12 protein-coding genes are annotated in these 14,104 nt (G+C 61.1%); 4 read left to right on the top strand and 8 right to left on the bottom strand.

The genetic code is table 11. The features are described from left to right. The first annotated feature begins 3 nt into the window (after positions 1 to 3). The 3 genes from RGUI_RS00990 to RGUI_RS00975 all read left to right on the top strand — a co-directional run bounded on the left by RGUI_RS00990 (position 4) and on the right by RGUI_RS00975 (position 5,536). The gene (locus RGUI_RS00990) at positions 4 to 3,912 is read left to right on the top strand and encodes a glycoside hydrolase/phage tail family protein (protein WP_081531345.1); all 3,909 of its coding nucleotides are present in this window, start codon (positions 4 to 6) and stop codon (positions 3,910 to 3,912) included. Further along, positions 3,905 to 4,621 carry a DUF2793 domain-containing protein gene (locus RGUI_RS00985; RefSeq protein WP_081531344.1) on the top strand — a complete coding sequence of 239 codons (717 nt, stop codon included), beginning with the start codon at positions 3,905 to 3,907 and terminating at the stop codon, positions 4,619 to 4,621. Before RGUI_RS00990 ends, RGUI_RS00985 begins: the two co-directional genes overlap by 8 nt. Before the next feature lie 480 nt (positions 4,622 to 5,101). Further along, entirely contained in the window at positions 5,102 to 5,536 is a 435-nt protein-coding gene (locus RGUI_RS00975; RefSeq protein ID WP_156882830.1) for a hypothetical protein, read from the top strand. 34 nt (positions 5,537 to 5,570) lie between these two features. Here RGUI_RS00975 and RGUI_RS00970 read toward each other — a convergent pair whose 3' ends face one another. From RGUI_RS00970 to RGUI_RS00940, 7 genes are all read right to left on the bottom strand, one after another. Further along, positions 5,571 to 6,179 (bottom strand): NTP transferase domain-containing protein, encoded by a 609-nt coding sequence (locus tag RGUI_RS00970; RefSeq protein ID WP_371587076.1) that lies wholly within the window; start codon positions 6,177 to 6,179, stop codon positions 5,571 to 5,573. 8 nt (positions 6,180 to 6,187) lie between these two features. Next, on the bottom strand, positions 6,188 to 7,480 hold the full coding sequence (locus RGUI_RS00965; protein ID WP_081531341.1) for a branched-chain amino acid ABC transporter permease: 1,293 nt from the start codon (positions 7,478 to 7,480) through the stop codon (positions 6,188 to 6,190). Between the two features lie 2 nt (positions 7,481 to 7,482). After that, positions 7,483 to 8,493, bottom strand: coding sequence for a branched-chain amino acid ABC transporter permease (locus tag RGUI_RS00960; protein ID WP_081531340.1), 1,011 nt, complete (start codon positions 8,491 to 8,493; stop codon positions 7,483 to 7,485). 76 nt (positions 8,494 to 8,569) lie between these two features. Then, positions 8,570 to 8,977 carry a hypothetical protein gene (locus RGUI_RS00955; protein ID WP_156882829.1) on the bottom strand — a complete coding sequence of 136 codons (408 nt, stop codon included), beginning with the start codon at positions 8,975 to 8,977 and terminating at the stop codon, positions 8,570 to 8,572. Position 8,978: 1 nt separating this feature from the next. Then, positions 8,979 to 9,689: an ABC transporter ATP-binding protein gene (locus tag RGUI_RS00950; protein WP_081531338.1), complete on the bottom strand. Its 711-nt coding sequence runs from the start codon at positions 9,687 to 9,689 to the stop codon at positions 8,979 to 8,981. 72 nt (positions 9,690 to 9,761) lie between these two features. Further along, positions 9,762 to 10,550 carry an ABC transporter ATP-binding protein gene (locus tag RGUI_RS00945; RefSeq protein WP_081531337.1) on the bottom strand — a complete coding sequence of 263 codons (789 nt, stop codon included), beginning with the start codon at positions 10,548 to 10,550 and terminating at the stop codon, positions 9,762 to 9,764. Between the two features lie 96 nt (positions 10,551 to 10,646). Continuing rightward, positions 10,647 to 11,822, bottom strand: coding sequence for an ABC transporter substrate-binding protein (locus tag RGUI_RS00940; RefSeq protein WP_081531336.1), 1,176 nt, complete (start codon positions 11,820 to 11,822; stop codon positions 10,647 to 10,649). 138 nt (positions 11,823 to 11,960) lie between these two features. Here RGUI_RS00940 and RGUI_RS00935 point away from each other — a divergent pair, with 138 nt between their 5' ends. Continuing rightward, on the top strand, positions 11,961 to 13,085 hold the full coding sequence (locus tag RGUI_RS00935; RefSeq protein WP_253798709.1) for a PQQ-dependent sugar dehydrogenase: 1,125 nt from the start codon (positions 11,961 to 11,963) through the stop codon (positions 13,083 to 13,085). A 25-nt stretch (positions 13,086 to 13,110) separates the two neighbouring features. Here the strand turns inward: RGUI_RS00935 and RGUI_RS00930 are convergent, their stop codons facing one another. Beyond that, the gene (locus RGUI_RS00930) at positions 13,111 to 14,028 is read right to left on the bottom strand and encodes a GlxA family transcriptional regulator (RefSeq protein ID WP_081535908.1); all 918 of its coding nucleotides are present in this window, start codon (positions 14,026 to 14,028) and stop codon (positions 13,111 to 13,113) included. Positions 14,029 to 14,104 lie beyond the last annotated feature (76 nt).

Raw genomic sequence — 14,104 nt, 5'->3', positions numbered from 1 at the left:
AGTATGGCGACAATCATGTTGTCCGCAGCGGGGGCTGCGGCCGGTTCCGTTCTTGGTGGTTCGGCTATGGGGCTCTCGACAGCAGTTCTTGGCCGGGCCTTGGGCGCGACGGTCGGGCGCAGCCTTGACCAGCACTTGCTGGGCGCAGGTTCCCAAGCTGTGGAGTCCGGACGGGTGGATCGATTTCGCCTGACAGGAGCGAGCGAAGGAGCGCCCGTTGAAAGAGTGTGGGGGAGGACACGAGTATCCGGTCAGGTGATCTGGGCGTCTCGCTTCAGGGAGAATGTCACGGTCTCACAAAGCGGTTCCGGGAAGGGCATCGCCCCGGGGCGGGACGAGACACGGGCCTACAGCTATTCCGTAAACCTCGCCATCGCCCTGTGTGAGGGAGCGATTTCATCGGTGGGCCGTATCTGGGCCGATGGCACCGAGATTGCCCGGGATACAGTTTCGATGCGGGTCTACGAGGGGGGTGAAGATCAACAGCCGGACCCGTTGATCGAAGCGGTTGAAGGGGCAGGGCATGCGCCCGCCTACCGGGGGATCGCTTATGTTGTTTTCGAGGAACTTGAACTCGGGCGTTTCGGAAACCGGGTGCCGCAGTTTTCGTTCGAAGTCACCCGGCCTGCTAAAGGCGGAGCAGACGATCTCCAGTCGCTCGTTCAGGGGGTGTCGCTGATACCCGGCACAGGCGAATATGCGCTGGCAACAACGCCCGTTCATTTCGATTTCGGGCTTGGCCACGCGAAATCGGCCAACGTGAATTCCCCGAGCGGGCAGACCGATTTTCTGACCTCATTGGAGGATCTTCGCGGGGTCCTGCCCCATACACGTTCGGTCTCTCTTGTCGTGAGCTGGTTTTCTGGTGATCTGCGCGCGCCGTTTGCCGCGATCCGACCGAAGGTTGAGCAGAAAGACCATGATGGTGTGCCAATGCCTTGGCAGGTTTCAGGACTTGCAAGAACGCAGGCACAGGCGGTCCCACGCTTGAACGACGGTGTCGTCTACGGCGGCACGCCAACCGATGCAAGCGTTGTCGAAGCGATCCGCGAACTTCATCGCGGCGGTCAGGATGCTGTATTCTATCCGTTCATTCTTATGGACCAACTGCCCGGGAATACGTTGCCCGATCCCTATTCGGACGGAGCAGGTCAAGCGCATTTCCCATGGCGCGGTCGCATAACCCTAAGCAAAGCGCCGGACCAGCCTTTGTCACCGGATGGAACGTCACTTGCGGAAGACGAAGTGGCCGCGTTCTTCGGAACGACGCAAGTCACTGACTTCGCGGTTTCAGGTGACACAGTTTCCTATTCCGGTTCAGAGGACTGGGGCTATCGCCGCTTCATCCTGCACTACGCGCATCTTTGCGCGGCGGCGGGCGGCGTTGAAGGGTTTTGTATCGGATCGGAACTACGCGGGCTCACAACGATCCGCGGCCAGGCGCAAAGCTTCCCAGCGGTTGAGGCATTGCGGAAACTGGCGGCAGATGTCCGGTCTATCCTGGGCGTCGGATGCAAGATCGGCTACGCCGCGGATTGGAGTGAGTATTACGGCTATCAGCCTGCCGACGCGCCCGGCGACCTGTATTTCCACCTTGATCCGCTATGGGCCGACAGCAATATCGATTTCATCGGCATCGACAACTATGTGCCACTTTCCGATTGGCGAGATGGAGGCAATCACGCTGACGCCGAGTACGGTACGATCTATAGCCTCACCTACCTTCGAAGCAACATCGAGGGTGGAGAAGGATACGACTGGTATTACCCATCAGAGGCCGATCGCGTTTCCCAGAACCGGGTGCAGATTTCCGACGGTGAGCACGGCGAACCGTGGGTCTGGCGTTTCAAGGACATACGGAACTGGTGGGGCCGCTCTCATCATAACCGGATAGCCGGCGTTCGGAACCCGAACACGACAGAGTGGACTCCACGCTCAAAACCGATCTGGTTTACTGAACTCGGCTGTCCCGCGGTCGACAAGGGAAGCAATGCGCCGAACCTCTTTCACGACCTCAAATCGTCGGAAAGCGCGCTAGCGCCGTTTTCGACAGGGGGGCGTGATGACCTGATACAGCATCAGTATTTGCGTGCCGTGCTGACATACTGGTCCGATCCCGAGGTCAATCCGGTTTCCGATATCTACGGTGAGCCGATGATAGACCTGTCCCGGGCGCATGTTTGGGCGTGGGATGCGCGGCCCTTCCCACAATTTCCCAACAACAATGCACTGTGGTCTGACGCACCCAACTACCAAGTGGGGCATTGGTTGAATGGACGTGCTTCCGCTCAATCCCTTGCCTCTGTCGCGAAAGAGATCTGCTGCTCATCCGGTGTCCAAGAGGTCGATGTCTCGGAACTGTACGGTTTGGTCCGCGGGTATTCGGCACCCGACGCAGAAACACCTCGGGCCACCCTCCAACCTTTGATGCTGGCCTATGGGGCCGAGGTCGTTGAGCGGGAAGGACAGATCGTTCTTTTCAACAGGTCGCTTCAAAAGCCCGTCGACGTCGATCAGTCAAACCTTGCGGTAACGGAAGAACTTTCTGGCCAGGTTGAATACACGCGAAACCCGGTCGACGAGGCAGGAGGTCGCGTACGGCTGAGTTACATCGAATCCTACGGTGTGTATGAAACACGATCGGTTGAGGCATGCCTGCCCGACTGCGATGGGCACACCGTGGCAACATGCGAGTTCCCGCTGGTTCTGAGCGGGGGCGAAGGTCATGGCATCGTGAACAGGTGGCTTGCGCAAGCGCAGGTCGCACGAGACTGCGCAAGATTTGCTTTGCCGCCATCGAGTCTCTCGATTGCTGCGGGCAACGTGATCCGATTGCCGGAAGGCGAATATCGGATCGATCGCATCGAACATACCGAACTGCGTCGGGTTGAGGCAGTTCGAGTCGAACAGACTTCGCTATGGCAGCATGGCGACCACGGCGACCATGTTGCACAGGAACCGTTCCGTCCGGTTCTACCTGTCTATTCTCTATTTCTGGATCTTCCCCTTTTGTCGGGAGACGAGGTACCTCACGCACCTTACCTGGCTGCGACCTCAACGCCATGGTCCGGCGGCGTCGCTGTCTATAGTGCGGCTGCCGATTATGGCTATCGCTTCAACACTTCAGTTGACCATGCCGCTGTCATTGGCGTCACGGAAAACCCTCTCCTCCCGGTGGCACCCTCGCGCTGGGATCGAGGAGCAAGCGTTCGTGTACGTCTTTCGTCAGGCGAACTCGGTTCCGTGTCGGAGTTGGATCTTCTGGTCGGGGCCAACACGGCCGCTATCGGCGACGGGTCGCCGCAGGGATGGGAGGTCTTTCAATTCGCGACTGCGGAACTCGTCGGCCCACAAACCTATGACCTGAGCTTGCGGCTAAGAGGCCAGGCCGGGACGGACGCAGAGGCAGCCACCCCGTGGCCTGCCGGCAGCCTTTTCGTTCTTCTGGACGACGCCCCGGTTCAGATCTCGGTACCACAGGCGGCACTCTCGCTTCCGCGCCACTACCGGGTCGGCCCTCATGATCAAGGGTACGACGACCTTTCGTTTCGTCACCATGTCGTGGCTTTCGATGGTACCGGATTGCGCCCCTATGCTCCATGTCATTTGCGAGCCGACCGGGATCAGGCCGGAAATCTGAACCTCCGCTGGATCAGGCGGACTCGGAGCAACGGAGACTCTTGGGCCTCAATGGAAGTGCCCTTGGGCGAACAACGAGAAAGCTACCACGTTCGGGTGCTTGGTGCCGACGAAACGGTCACGCGAACGGACACGGTGGAAACGCCCGCATGGTTCTATTCCCTTGCGATGCAAGTCGAAGACGGCATCGCTTCGCCATTTTCAATCGAAGTTGCCCAGATTTCGGATCAGGTCGGACCCGGACCCTATCGGAGGATCGAGATAGATGACTGAAACAGCGAACCTTGAGATTCCTCTTCTGGAGGCAGCGCAAGCGCAGAAACACGTTACCGTCAACGAAGCACTCATCCGCCTTGATGCGTTGGTTCAGTTGCGGCTGCAATCGCTGTCTTTGAGTATTCCTCCGCTTGAGGCGTCGGAGGGTCATGCATGGGCGATCGCCGAAAATGCAACCGCAGCGTGGGAGGGCAAAGACGGAAAGCTTGCCCTTTGGGACAACGGTGGATGGGTTTTTGTCGAACCGCGTGTGGGTTGGTGTGCCTGGGTTCTGGATATCAATGGCGAGGTGCGTTTCGATGGGGTTCGATGGAACGAAGTTGCGGCCGCGTCCGGTCCAGTCTCCGGCGCGGCGCTCAGGTTCCGGGTGCTCGAATTTGATCAGCCCATCGCGGCCGGGGGACGTCAGTCGACCAGCCAGGTCGTTCCCGCTCATTCCATGGTGTTCGGGGTTACGGTCCGGGTGATTTCCGAGATCACCGGAACGCTTACCTCATGGAGCCTCGGTGCGGCGGGTTGCGATGATCGATTTGGAAGTGACCTGGGACTTTCGCTGAATTCACATGCCAGAGGGGTCCTCGGAACGCCGCTGACAGAATACACGGACATGCCGATTGATTTGTCACCGGAAGGAGGCGAATTTTCCGGTGGGATCATCCGTTTCGCTGTTCACTATGCCGAGCTTACCCTGCCGTCGGCAGTTTAGATTGATAGAGGCAAGCGGATGAAGCCCATCACCCATGGCGATGCGGTCGCGGCGGCGCGCGCCATATATGCTCTGCCAGCGTCAAGGCGGCAGGGCGCCCTTATGCTTATGCTGGCTCGCGCCGAAGCGGCCGATACCTATTCCAAGCGCTTTCGGAAAGCCCATCCGCGTTGGGGAAACGGCGCCTTGATGGCCGTTGCAGAGCAAGCTGAACTGCCGGCCGAACCGCCGCTAAGCGACCGGGAGTATTGCCGCTGCTTGTGTTTGCTCTTCGGGGCTCTCGCGGATTGGCCCGTACGCACCGACAGTCGGTGAACATGCGTTTATTTGGCACCCTTGGCCGAGACGCGCCCTTGGTGCGTGTCTGTAGGCTCAGCAAACCGGGACACCGGACGGACACACAAAACGTCGCACCATCTGGACAGGGCGGTTGCTTGCGGGCACCATGATCGCATCTTCCCTAGAGTGGAAAATGTGCCAATGTCAGAAGCGGCAGAACCATGGCATCTGATGCCTGTGGCGATCCTCGCAGTTCTCTGGAACCTAGCCGGGTGCGCGGACTATGTGATGACCCAGTACAGCGTGGCACCTTATCTTAAGCTCTTCACGCAGTCACAGGCTGAGTATTTCACGTCAGTTCCGGCCTTGGTGGATGCGGCTTGGGCTGTGGGCGTCTGGTTCGGTTTGGCGGGAGCCGTTCTATTGTTTCTCCGGCTTGGTGTGGCACCTTTGATCCTTGGACTGTCTGCACTTTCAATGCTGGCGACCGCAACTTGGCTGATCGTTTTCGCGACACCACCACTTGGTGCTGTCGCTGGTCCTTTTGGTGTCTTCATGATCAGCACGGCCAGTGCGATGGCGGTCCTGTTTTATTTCTTCGCGCGAACAATGCGCGTCTCGGGGGCGTTGTCCTAACGCGGTTTCGAAGGAGCGCGGACGGCGCACGACATCAGGCCTTGCGCGTTTGTCGCCATTCCGCCCATGCTTCCGGAGTATCAAGATCGATCACGGCTTTCCGTCCGCTGAGCGGGATATCCCTGACAGCTTCGCTGCTGAGAACGGAGCGGCCGCCTTTGTCACCACGGACGGTTCTTAGCAAACCGAAGGTTCTGGCCGGAAACACAACGGGGTGGCCGACCTTGCCGTCTTCCGTCGTCGCCCGCACACAGTTTTCAGGGTCCTCAAGGAACTCCTGTAGCAACCGATTGATATCAAACGTATCTATGTCTGGCATATCGGGCAGAAGAACCATCAAGCCCACGGCTCCGACGGCCTCCGCCGCCGCCGCGCCGGCACGCAATGATGCCCCCATCCCTTCGGAGGCATCGATTTGAAGTGGCGGCATCAGGTTCAACCCAACAAGCTGCGCCGCCCGTTCCGAGCCTGAGCCACGGGGCAGGGTGACAAGAACCCTGCCGCCCGTAGATACGGCCCGTCGGACTTGGCGCCGGAGCAGGGATTCACCTTCGATGGTTTCAAGAAGCTTGTCACGTCCGCCCATGCGCCGGGACTGACCGGCCGCCGGCACGAGGATCAGGACGTCGGACAGCCCTCTCAATGCTTGCCCTAGCGTTCCGGGATCAGCCCCCTAGGGCTGAAACGAAGGACGAGCAGTAGGACCACCCCCATGGTGAACAGTCTCATATGTGCGACACTGTCGAGCAGATGGGCGCGAAGTGCCGAGTCGTCTGCCATGCCGGAGGTTACAACCCCCATGATCCACGCCCCGGCCGGTTCGACCTGCACCCACAGGAACCAGATTAGGAACCCGCCCAGCACCGCGCCCCAGTTGTTGCCCGATCCGCCGACGATCACCATCACCCAGATCAGGAAGGTAAAGCGCAGCGGCTGATAACTGCCCGGGGTAAGCTGGCTGTCATAGGTGACCATCATCGCCCCCGCCAGCCCGCAGATGGCCGAGCCGAGAATGAAGACCTCCAGGTGGCGTGCCTTCACATCCTTGCCCATCGCTTCTGCCGCGACTTCGTTGTCACGGATCGCCCGCATCATCCGGCCCCAAGGTGAGTTCAGCGCCTTTTCCGTCAACCAGATCAAGATGATCAGTACGGCGGCGAAAAGCCCAGCATAGCAGAGTTTCACGAACAGCGTGGAGGCGGTGACGGGGTCCAGCCCGAAACTTGCGGCCCGCTCCACAAAAGCGGGGTCCTGTTGCAGATCAACCTCGTAAGGCACCGGGCGGGGAATTCCGATCACGTTCTTGACGCCGCGGCTCAGCCAGTCCTCGTTCTTCAGAATGGCAATGACGATCTCGGCAATGCCGAGGGTCGCAATGGCCAGGTAGTCGGAGCGTAGCCCGAGTGCCGTTTTGCCAATGATCCATGCCGCACCCGCGGCCAGAAGTCCGCCGACAGGCCAACTAAGCAGGACCGGAAGACCCAGCCCGCCGAGATAGCCCGTGGCAGCCGGGTTGACCGCCTCGATCGCATCGACCGCCGGGTCGAAGAATTTGCGGTACAGAAAATAGCCCATAAGCAGCCAGCCGAACACGGCCAACCCACGCATTCGTCCCTTGGGCAAGCGTTTCCAGATCGCGATGGCACCGGCAATTACGCAAAGTCCGACTGTCAGGGCCGCCAGCATGCCCAGACCGCCGGCCGACCATGCCTCACCCACCGGCGGCATGGACACGATGACCGCGGCAAGTCCGCCAAGCGCGGTGAACCCCATGACACCGACATTGAAAAGGCCAGCATAGCCCCATTGCATGTTTACACCCAGCGCCATGATCGCCGAGATCAGGCCGTAGTTCAGGATGAAAAGCGCTGCGTTCCAGCTTTGAAGCATGCCGGTTGCTGCGATCAGCACCCCGACGACGACGAACAGCAAGAGATCGCGCATAGTCATACCGATTTCCCCTGGAACAGGCCCGTCGGCCGGATCAGCAACACGATGACGAGGATCACGAAGCTGACCGCGAATTTGTAGTCGGTGCTCAGCAACTGGACGAGGCCGGACGGTTCGAGCCCCTCGGGCAAGACATAGGTCAGCACCTTCTTCCAGGCGTAGGTAATCGTCACCTCGGAAAAGGCGATCAGAAACCCACCCGCGATCGCGCCCAGCGGGCTGCCGAGGCCGCCCACGATGGCCGCCGCGAAGAGTGGCAGCAAAAGCTGGAAATAGGTGAAGGGCTTGAAGCTCTGGTCGAGCCCGTAGAGCACACCTGCGATGGTTGCCAAGGCTGCCACGATGATCCATGTGATCGCCACCACGCGTTCGGGATTAATTCCGGACAGAAGGGCGAGATCCTCGTTGTCGGAAAAGGCGCGCATGGATTTTCCGGTTCGGGTGTAGGTCAGGAACCAGAAGAGCGCCGCCACCACGATCACGGCCGTCAGAACGGTCAGGCCCTGCGTCGTTCGGATCGCCAGCCCCTCGGCCAGCCCGGTCATTTCCTTGAACTCACGCGCGGTGACGATGAACCGCTCGCCATCGGCAAAACGGCGTTCGTCGGGGCCGATGATGATGCGCACCACGCCGTTCAGGATGAACATCACCCCCATTGATACGATCACGAGGATGACGGGTTTGACCCGTTGTTCGCGATAGAAGCGGAACACGACCCGGTCGGTTCCCAGCATCAAAAGGGCCGTGGCGACGATCCCGACCGGCAGGGCCAGAAGTGCCGTGGGAAGTGGACCGAGCGACGCACCCATCGCCTGCAACCCCCAAGTGACGAGGATCGTGACCATGGTGCCAAACGCCATCATGTCGCCATGGGCGAAATTGGAAAACCGAAGGATGCCGTAAATCAGAGTGACGCCCAGCGCACCAAGGGCGAGTTGCGCCCCATAGGCCGTGGCCGGGATCAGGACGAAATTGGCAAGGACGACAAGGGCGTTCACGAAGTCCATTGACGCATCCTTCCACCAGTAGTGAACTTAAGCTCGGCGGGCGCACGATCCTTCGCGATGGGCACGGCGTGACGGCTCACGGTGTCGGCTCCTTGCATGTCCCGTGGATGGAGACCGCGATCACCTCGGTCTGATCCTCGCCCAGAACGATCCGGTTGTGCCGGGTCAGGACGAAACGGAAATCGTCGAACACGCTCAGCGCGCCGGCCCCCTGATCATCACCCAAAGCGCCGCCGCTTGCCTGCAACAACAGGCCATCGGCGTTCTTGAGGCGGGTGAATTCATAGAACCGCTCTTCGTCTTCGGTCTGCATGACCACCTTGGCCCCTGTCTTGCGCCCGACCTTCAGCGCGTAGGGAACCTCGGTCTTCTGGCATCCGGCCTCTGCGCCGGTCACGCAGGCCAGTTCCGCGACGCAATCCAGTTCCAGCGCGAGCAAAGGCGCCGGGCATAGCGTCAGGAGCATGATCATCAGTCTGCGCATGTCAGCCTCCAAGAAACGTTCGGCGAACTTCCGCATCCGCCAACAGGGCCTTGCCCGTATCGGTATAGGCGTTGCGGCCCTGGACCAGAACATAGCCCTTGTCCGCGATCTCCAGCGCCTGCCGGGCGTTCTGTTCCACCATCAGGATAGAAATGCCGGTTCGCGCGATTTCGATGATGCGGTCGAACAGCTCATCCATCACGATCGGGGACACACCGGCGGTCGGCTCATCCAGCATCAGCACGGTGGGTTGGGTCATCAGGGCCCGGCCCACGGCCACCTGCTGACGCTGGCCGCCCGACAACTCCCCGGCGGGTTGGCGCCGCTTGTCCCGCAGGATCGGGAACAGGCGATAGACCTCTTCAATCGTGGGCGAAATGTCGTCGCGGCGCAAAAACGCCCCCATTTCAAGGTTTTCCTCGACCGTCATCGAGGTGAAGATGTTGTTGGTCTGGGGCACGAAGGCCATGCCACGGGAAACCCGCGCCTGAGGGCTCAGATGGCTGATGTCGACCCCGTCCAGCCGAACCGCGCCGCGATGGATGTCCAGCATCCCGAAGACGGCCTTCATCGCCGTCGACTTTCCCGCCCCGTTGGGGCCCACGATGACGGCGATCTCACCCTTGTCGACCGCAACGGTGCAGCCATGCAGGATATCCGCCCCGCCATAGCCACCGGTCATATGGTCTCCGATCAGAAACGGCTCTGCCATCCGCGCGCGTCCCGTCCTTTTTCCCTGCTCAATTTGATCAGAATCCGATGCCAACACGGGCAACCCGGCCGATCATCCCCCGGCGCCAGCCTTGATCTTGTTCTTCAGCCCGGTGCCCAGATACGCCTCGATCACCGCCTCGTCCTGCATGATCTCGTCCGCCTTGCCGATCGACAGCACCTTGCCCTCGGCCATGACGATCACCGGGTCGCAAAGGCGCCCGATGAAATCCATGTCATGTTCGATCACGCAAAACGTATAGCCGCGTTCCTTGTTCAGCCGCACGATGGCATCGCCGATGGTGTTCAGAAGCGTTCGGTTCACGCCCGCCCCGACCTCGTCCAGAAACACGATCTTGGCATCGACCATCATGGTCCGGCCGAGTTCCAGCAGTTTCTTCTGCCCGCCCGAAAGGTTGCCGGCCCTTTCGTCGGCCAGGTGATCGATGGTCAGGAACTCCAGCACTTCATCGGCTTTTCGGGCAAGGGCGCGCTCCTCCCGCGCCACCTGCCCACGGCGGAACCACGCATGCCAGAGCGTTTCGCCGGACTGACCCGCGGGCACCATCATCAGGTTTTCGCGCACCGTCATCGAACTGAATTCGTGCGCAATCTGGAAGGTGCGTAGCAGTCCCTTGTGGAACAATTCATGCGGGGGCAGGCCGGTTATGTCTTCCCCGTCCATCGTCACACGGCCGGATGTCGGCGGCAGGACACCCGCTATGACATTGAACAGGGTCGACTTTCCCGCACCATTCGGGCCGATGAGCCCGGTGATGGAGCCCGTCGCGATCTCGATGGAGGTTCCGTCCACCGCGTGGAAGCCTCCGAAATGCTTGTGCAGGTTCTCTACCTGGATCACGTCTCATTCCTCGCACGACTGGCGCGCGTGACTAATCGAAACCGGCGGTCCGGGAAAGGCCCGGGCCGCCTGTCTTTTTGGTCAGGTTGATGCGGATCAGCGATAGCCGATGGTCGCGAATTCGCCGTCCTTGACTTCGACAACGCGATAGTTGCCCGCGCTTTCGCCGCCACCGATGAACTCGGCCGCCGTCGCGCCGACATAGTCGATGTCACCGCCCGCGGCGAGGATATCCAGCGCCTTGGCCAGTTCGCCGGGATAGATCGGCTCTCCCGGCGCGTTGACGACATCCATGATCTTGTCTTTGTAGACCTGCGGGTCAGAGGACCCGGCCGCCTGCATCGCCAAGAGGATCAGCGCCGCCGCGTCATAGCTTTCGGCCGAGAAGATCGCCGTGGCGTCGAACTTGTCGCCGACGAATTCTGCGTATTTCTCCGCCCCGGGGCTGTCGGTGCCGGGCAACTGTCCGGTAGAGCCGTCGATCTCGGTGCCGAAATTGTCGGTCGTGGCCGAGGACACCATCCCATCGGGGAAGTGGAACCGGTCGTAAGCACCAAGGTCGAGCGCGGAGCGCACGATGCCCGCGCCGCCCCGGTCGGCATAGCCCGCGACAACCAGCAACTCGCCGCCCGCTGCGGCCAGCGCGCCGACCTCGGCCGAATAATCGGCCTTGTCGTCTTCATGTGCAGCCGAAATCGTGACCGTGCCGCCCATATCGGTAAAGGCGTTTTCGAAGCTCGTCGCCAGCCCCTTGCCGTAGTCGTTGTTGGTATAGGTCAGCGCGACCTCTTTCACGCCGCTTCCCAGCAGCAGATCTGCCATCACCACACCCTGGCGGGCGTCAGAGGGCGCCGTGCGGAAGAACAGGCCGTCATCCTCGGCTTCCGACAATGCGGGGGACGTCGCGGACGGCGAAATCATGACCATCCCGTTGGGGCGGGCCACGTTTTGCAGAACCGCACCGGTCACCCCCGAACAGGCCGCGCCGACGATACCCTTCACCCCGTCAGAGGTGATCAGCCGTTCCGCAGCGGCGGTTGCAGCAGAACTGTCGATACAGGTGGAGTCGCCGCGCACCGCGGTCACGGTCGACCCGCCGAGCAGCTTGCCGCTGACCTCGGCAATCGCAAGTTCGGCGCCCGCGCCCATTGCGGGGGCCATGGACTCGATAGGGCCGGTGAAACCGAGCAGCACACCGATCTTGATGTCTTCGGCACAGGCGGATCCGGCCAGCAGGCCGATGGCCGCGGTCGCCGTAAGAAGGTTCTTCATGCTTGAACTCCCGTTTTGGAAAGCCATTCCGGAGGCGAGATTATGCGGCACGCCTTCAAAAAGAAAGGGCGCTTGCGCCCGTCGGCGGGTCAGGTCCCAACCGTTGGAAGATCGGGCAAATGCACTACGTCCAATCGCATGGTCATGTCGCATCTCAGCAAACTCCGCCCGCTTCGCCTTGGGGCCTTTCTCCTTGCCGGCCTTCTGTCTCTGGCTTCACCCTCGGCCGCGCTTGAAAGCTCCACCGGCGCCTTGAAAGTCGTTGCCATCGCCAGCGGCCTTTCCGAACCGTGGTCGATCGCCTTTCTGCCCGGCGGCAGCATTCTTGTGACGGAGCGGGGCGGCCGGCTCCTGCGGATTTCAGACGGACAGGTGCATACCATCAATGGCGTGCCGAAGGTGGCGGCGGTCGGGCAGGGTGGTCTCTTGGATGTCATGGTGCCCCGTGATTTCGCGCAAAGCCGAGAGGTCTTTCTCAGCCACGCGGTTCAGCAGAGCACAGGTCAGGGTACGGCGCTGGGTGTCGGGCGGTTGTCCCAAGACGGCACCCGCCTTGAAGGATTCCGGCGGATTTTCGAGATGGCACCGGGTTCCCGCGGTGGCCGCCATTTCGGAAGCCGGGTCGTCGAAGGCCCCGATGGGCATATCTTCCTCACGATCGGCGAACGGGGCGACAGGCCCGCAGCGCAAGACCTTGGAACGCACAACGGAACGATCATTCGCCTCAATCGCGACGGATCGGTCCCGGCCGACAACCCTTTCGTCGGGCAAGCCGGGGCCCGGCCTGAAATCTGGAGCTTCGGACACCGCAACCCGCAAGGGGCGGCGCTGGATCTGCAAGGGCGGCTTTGGGTGAATGAGCACGGCGCCCGCGGCGGGGACGAGGTGAACCTAATTCGAAAGGGCGCCAACTATGGTTGGCCGGTGATTTCGTATGGGCGGCACTACTCGGGCGCCAAGATCGGTGAAGGCACGGCGAAACCGGGTATGGAACAGCCCGTCCATTATTGGGATCCGTCGATCGCGCCCTCGGGGATGATGATCTACTCCGGCAAGTTGTGGCCGGAATGGCGTGATGACATCTTTTCGGGCAGCCTGAAGTTCGGTTTCCTGTCACGGCTCGACCCCGACACGGGCTTTTCGGAAGAGCGGATAGAAGGTCCAGAAACCGGGCGCGTTCGGGATGTCAGAGAGGCCCCGGACGGCACGATCTGGTTCTTGTCGGTCACGAACGGAACGGTCTACCGCCTGTCGCCCGGCTGAGGCCCACCGTGATCGTTTCGGACGGCTATTCGACCACGCGTCCGCTGCGACTGCCGCGTTCACGATACGGCGTCGTGTCATAGTGCGCCCGGTAGCATTTAGAAAAATGGCTGGGCGAGGCGAACCCGCAGGCCAGCGCCACATTGATCACGCTCATATCCGTCTGCATCAGCAGGTTACGCGCCTTCACAAGGCGAAGCTCCATGTAATAGCGTTTGGGCGACTGGTTCAGGTATCTGCGGAACAACCGTTCAAGCTGCCGGGTGGACATGCCCACATCGCGCGCCAGGACCGCCGGCGAAATCGGATCTTCCAGGTTCTTCTCCATTACCTGAATGACATGGGAGAGCTTTGGATGGCGCACGCCGATGCGCGTGGGGATCGACAGCCGGAGCGTATCCTGATCGGTCCGGATGGCGGAATAGATCAGTTGATCGGCCACGGCGTTGGCAAGTTCCTCGCCGTGGGTCTCGGCGATCAGGGTCAGGGCAAGGTCGATCGACGCGGTGCCGCCCGCGGTTGTAATCCGGTTGCCGTCGATGACGAACACCGATTTCGTCAGTTCGATCTCTGGGAAGTCCTCTGCGAAACTGTCCTGATTTTCCCAGTGAATGGTCGCGCGCCGACCGTCGAGCAACCCGGCGCGCGCCAGCGCATAGGCGGCAGTGCACAGCCCTGCCACGGTCAGGCCCTTGCGGGCCTCGCGCCGCAGCCAGCCGACAAGGCGCTTGGTCGTCGCCGCCTGTATGTCCATCCCGCCGCACAGCACGATCATCTCGTCGCGGCCAAGTTCGTCCAGCCCCATGTCCAGCCGCACGGTGGCCCCGTTGGAACAACTGGCCCAAGTGCCAGCTTCACCGGCCAGCCGCCAGCGATAAAGCGTCTTTCCCGACATCCGGTTGGCAATGCGGAACGGTTCGATGGCGCTCGCAAAGCTCAGCATCGTGAACTTTTCCAGAAGAACGAAGACAAGCTCTTGCGGACGCCTGCCATCGGCGACCACGTCGACAAGGTCCGTC

The organism is Rhodovulum sp. P5 (genome assembly GCF_002079305.1).
Taxonomy (GTDB): Bacteria; Pseudomonadota; Alphaproteobacteria; order Rhodobacterales; family Rhodobacteraceae; genus Rhodovulum.
Note: the sequence above shows the minus strand (reverse complement) of the source record. Positions and strands in the feature narration are given on the sequence as shown.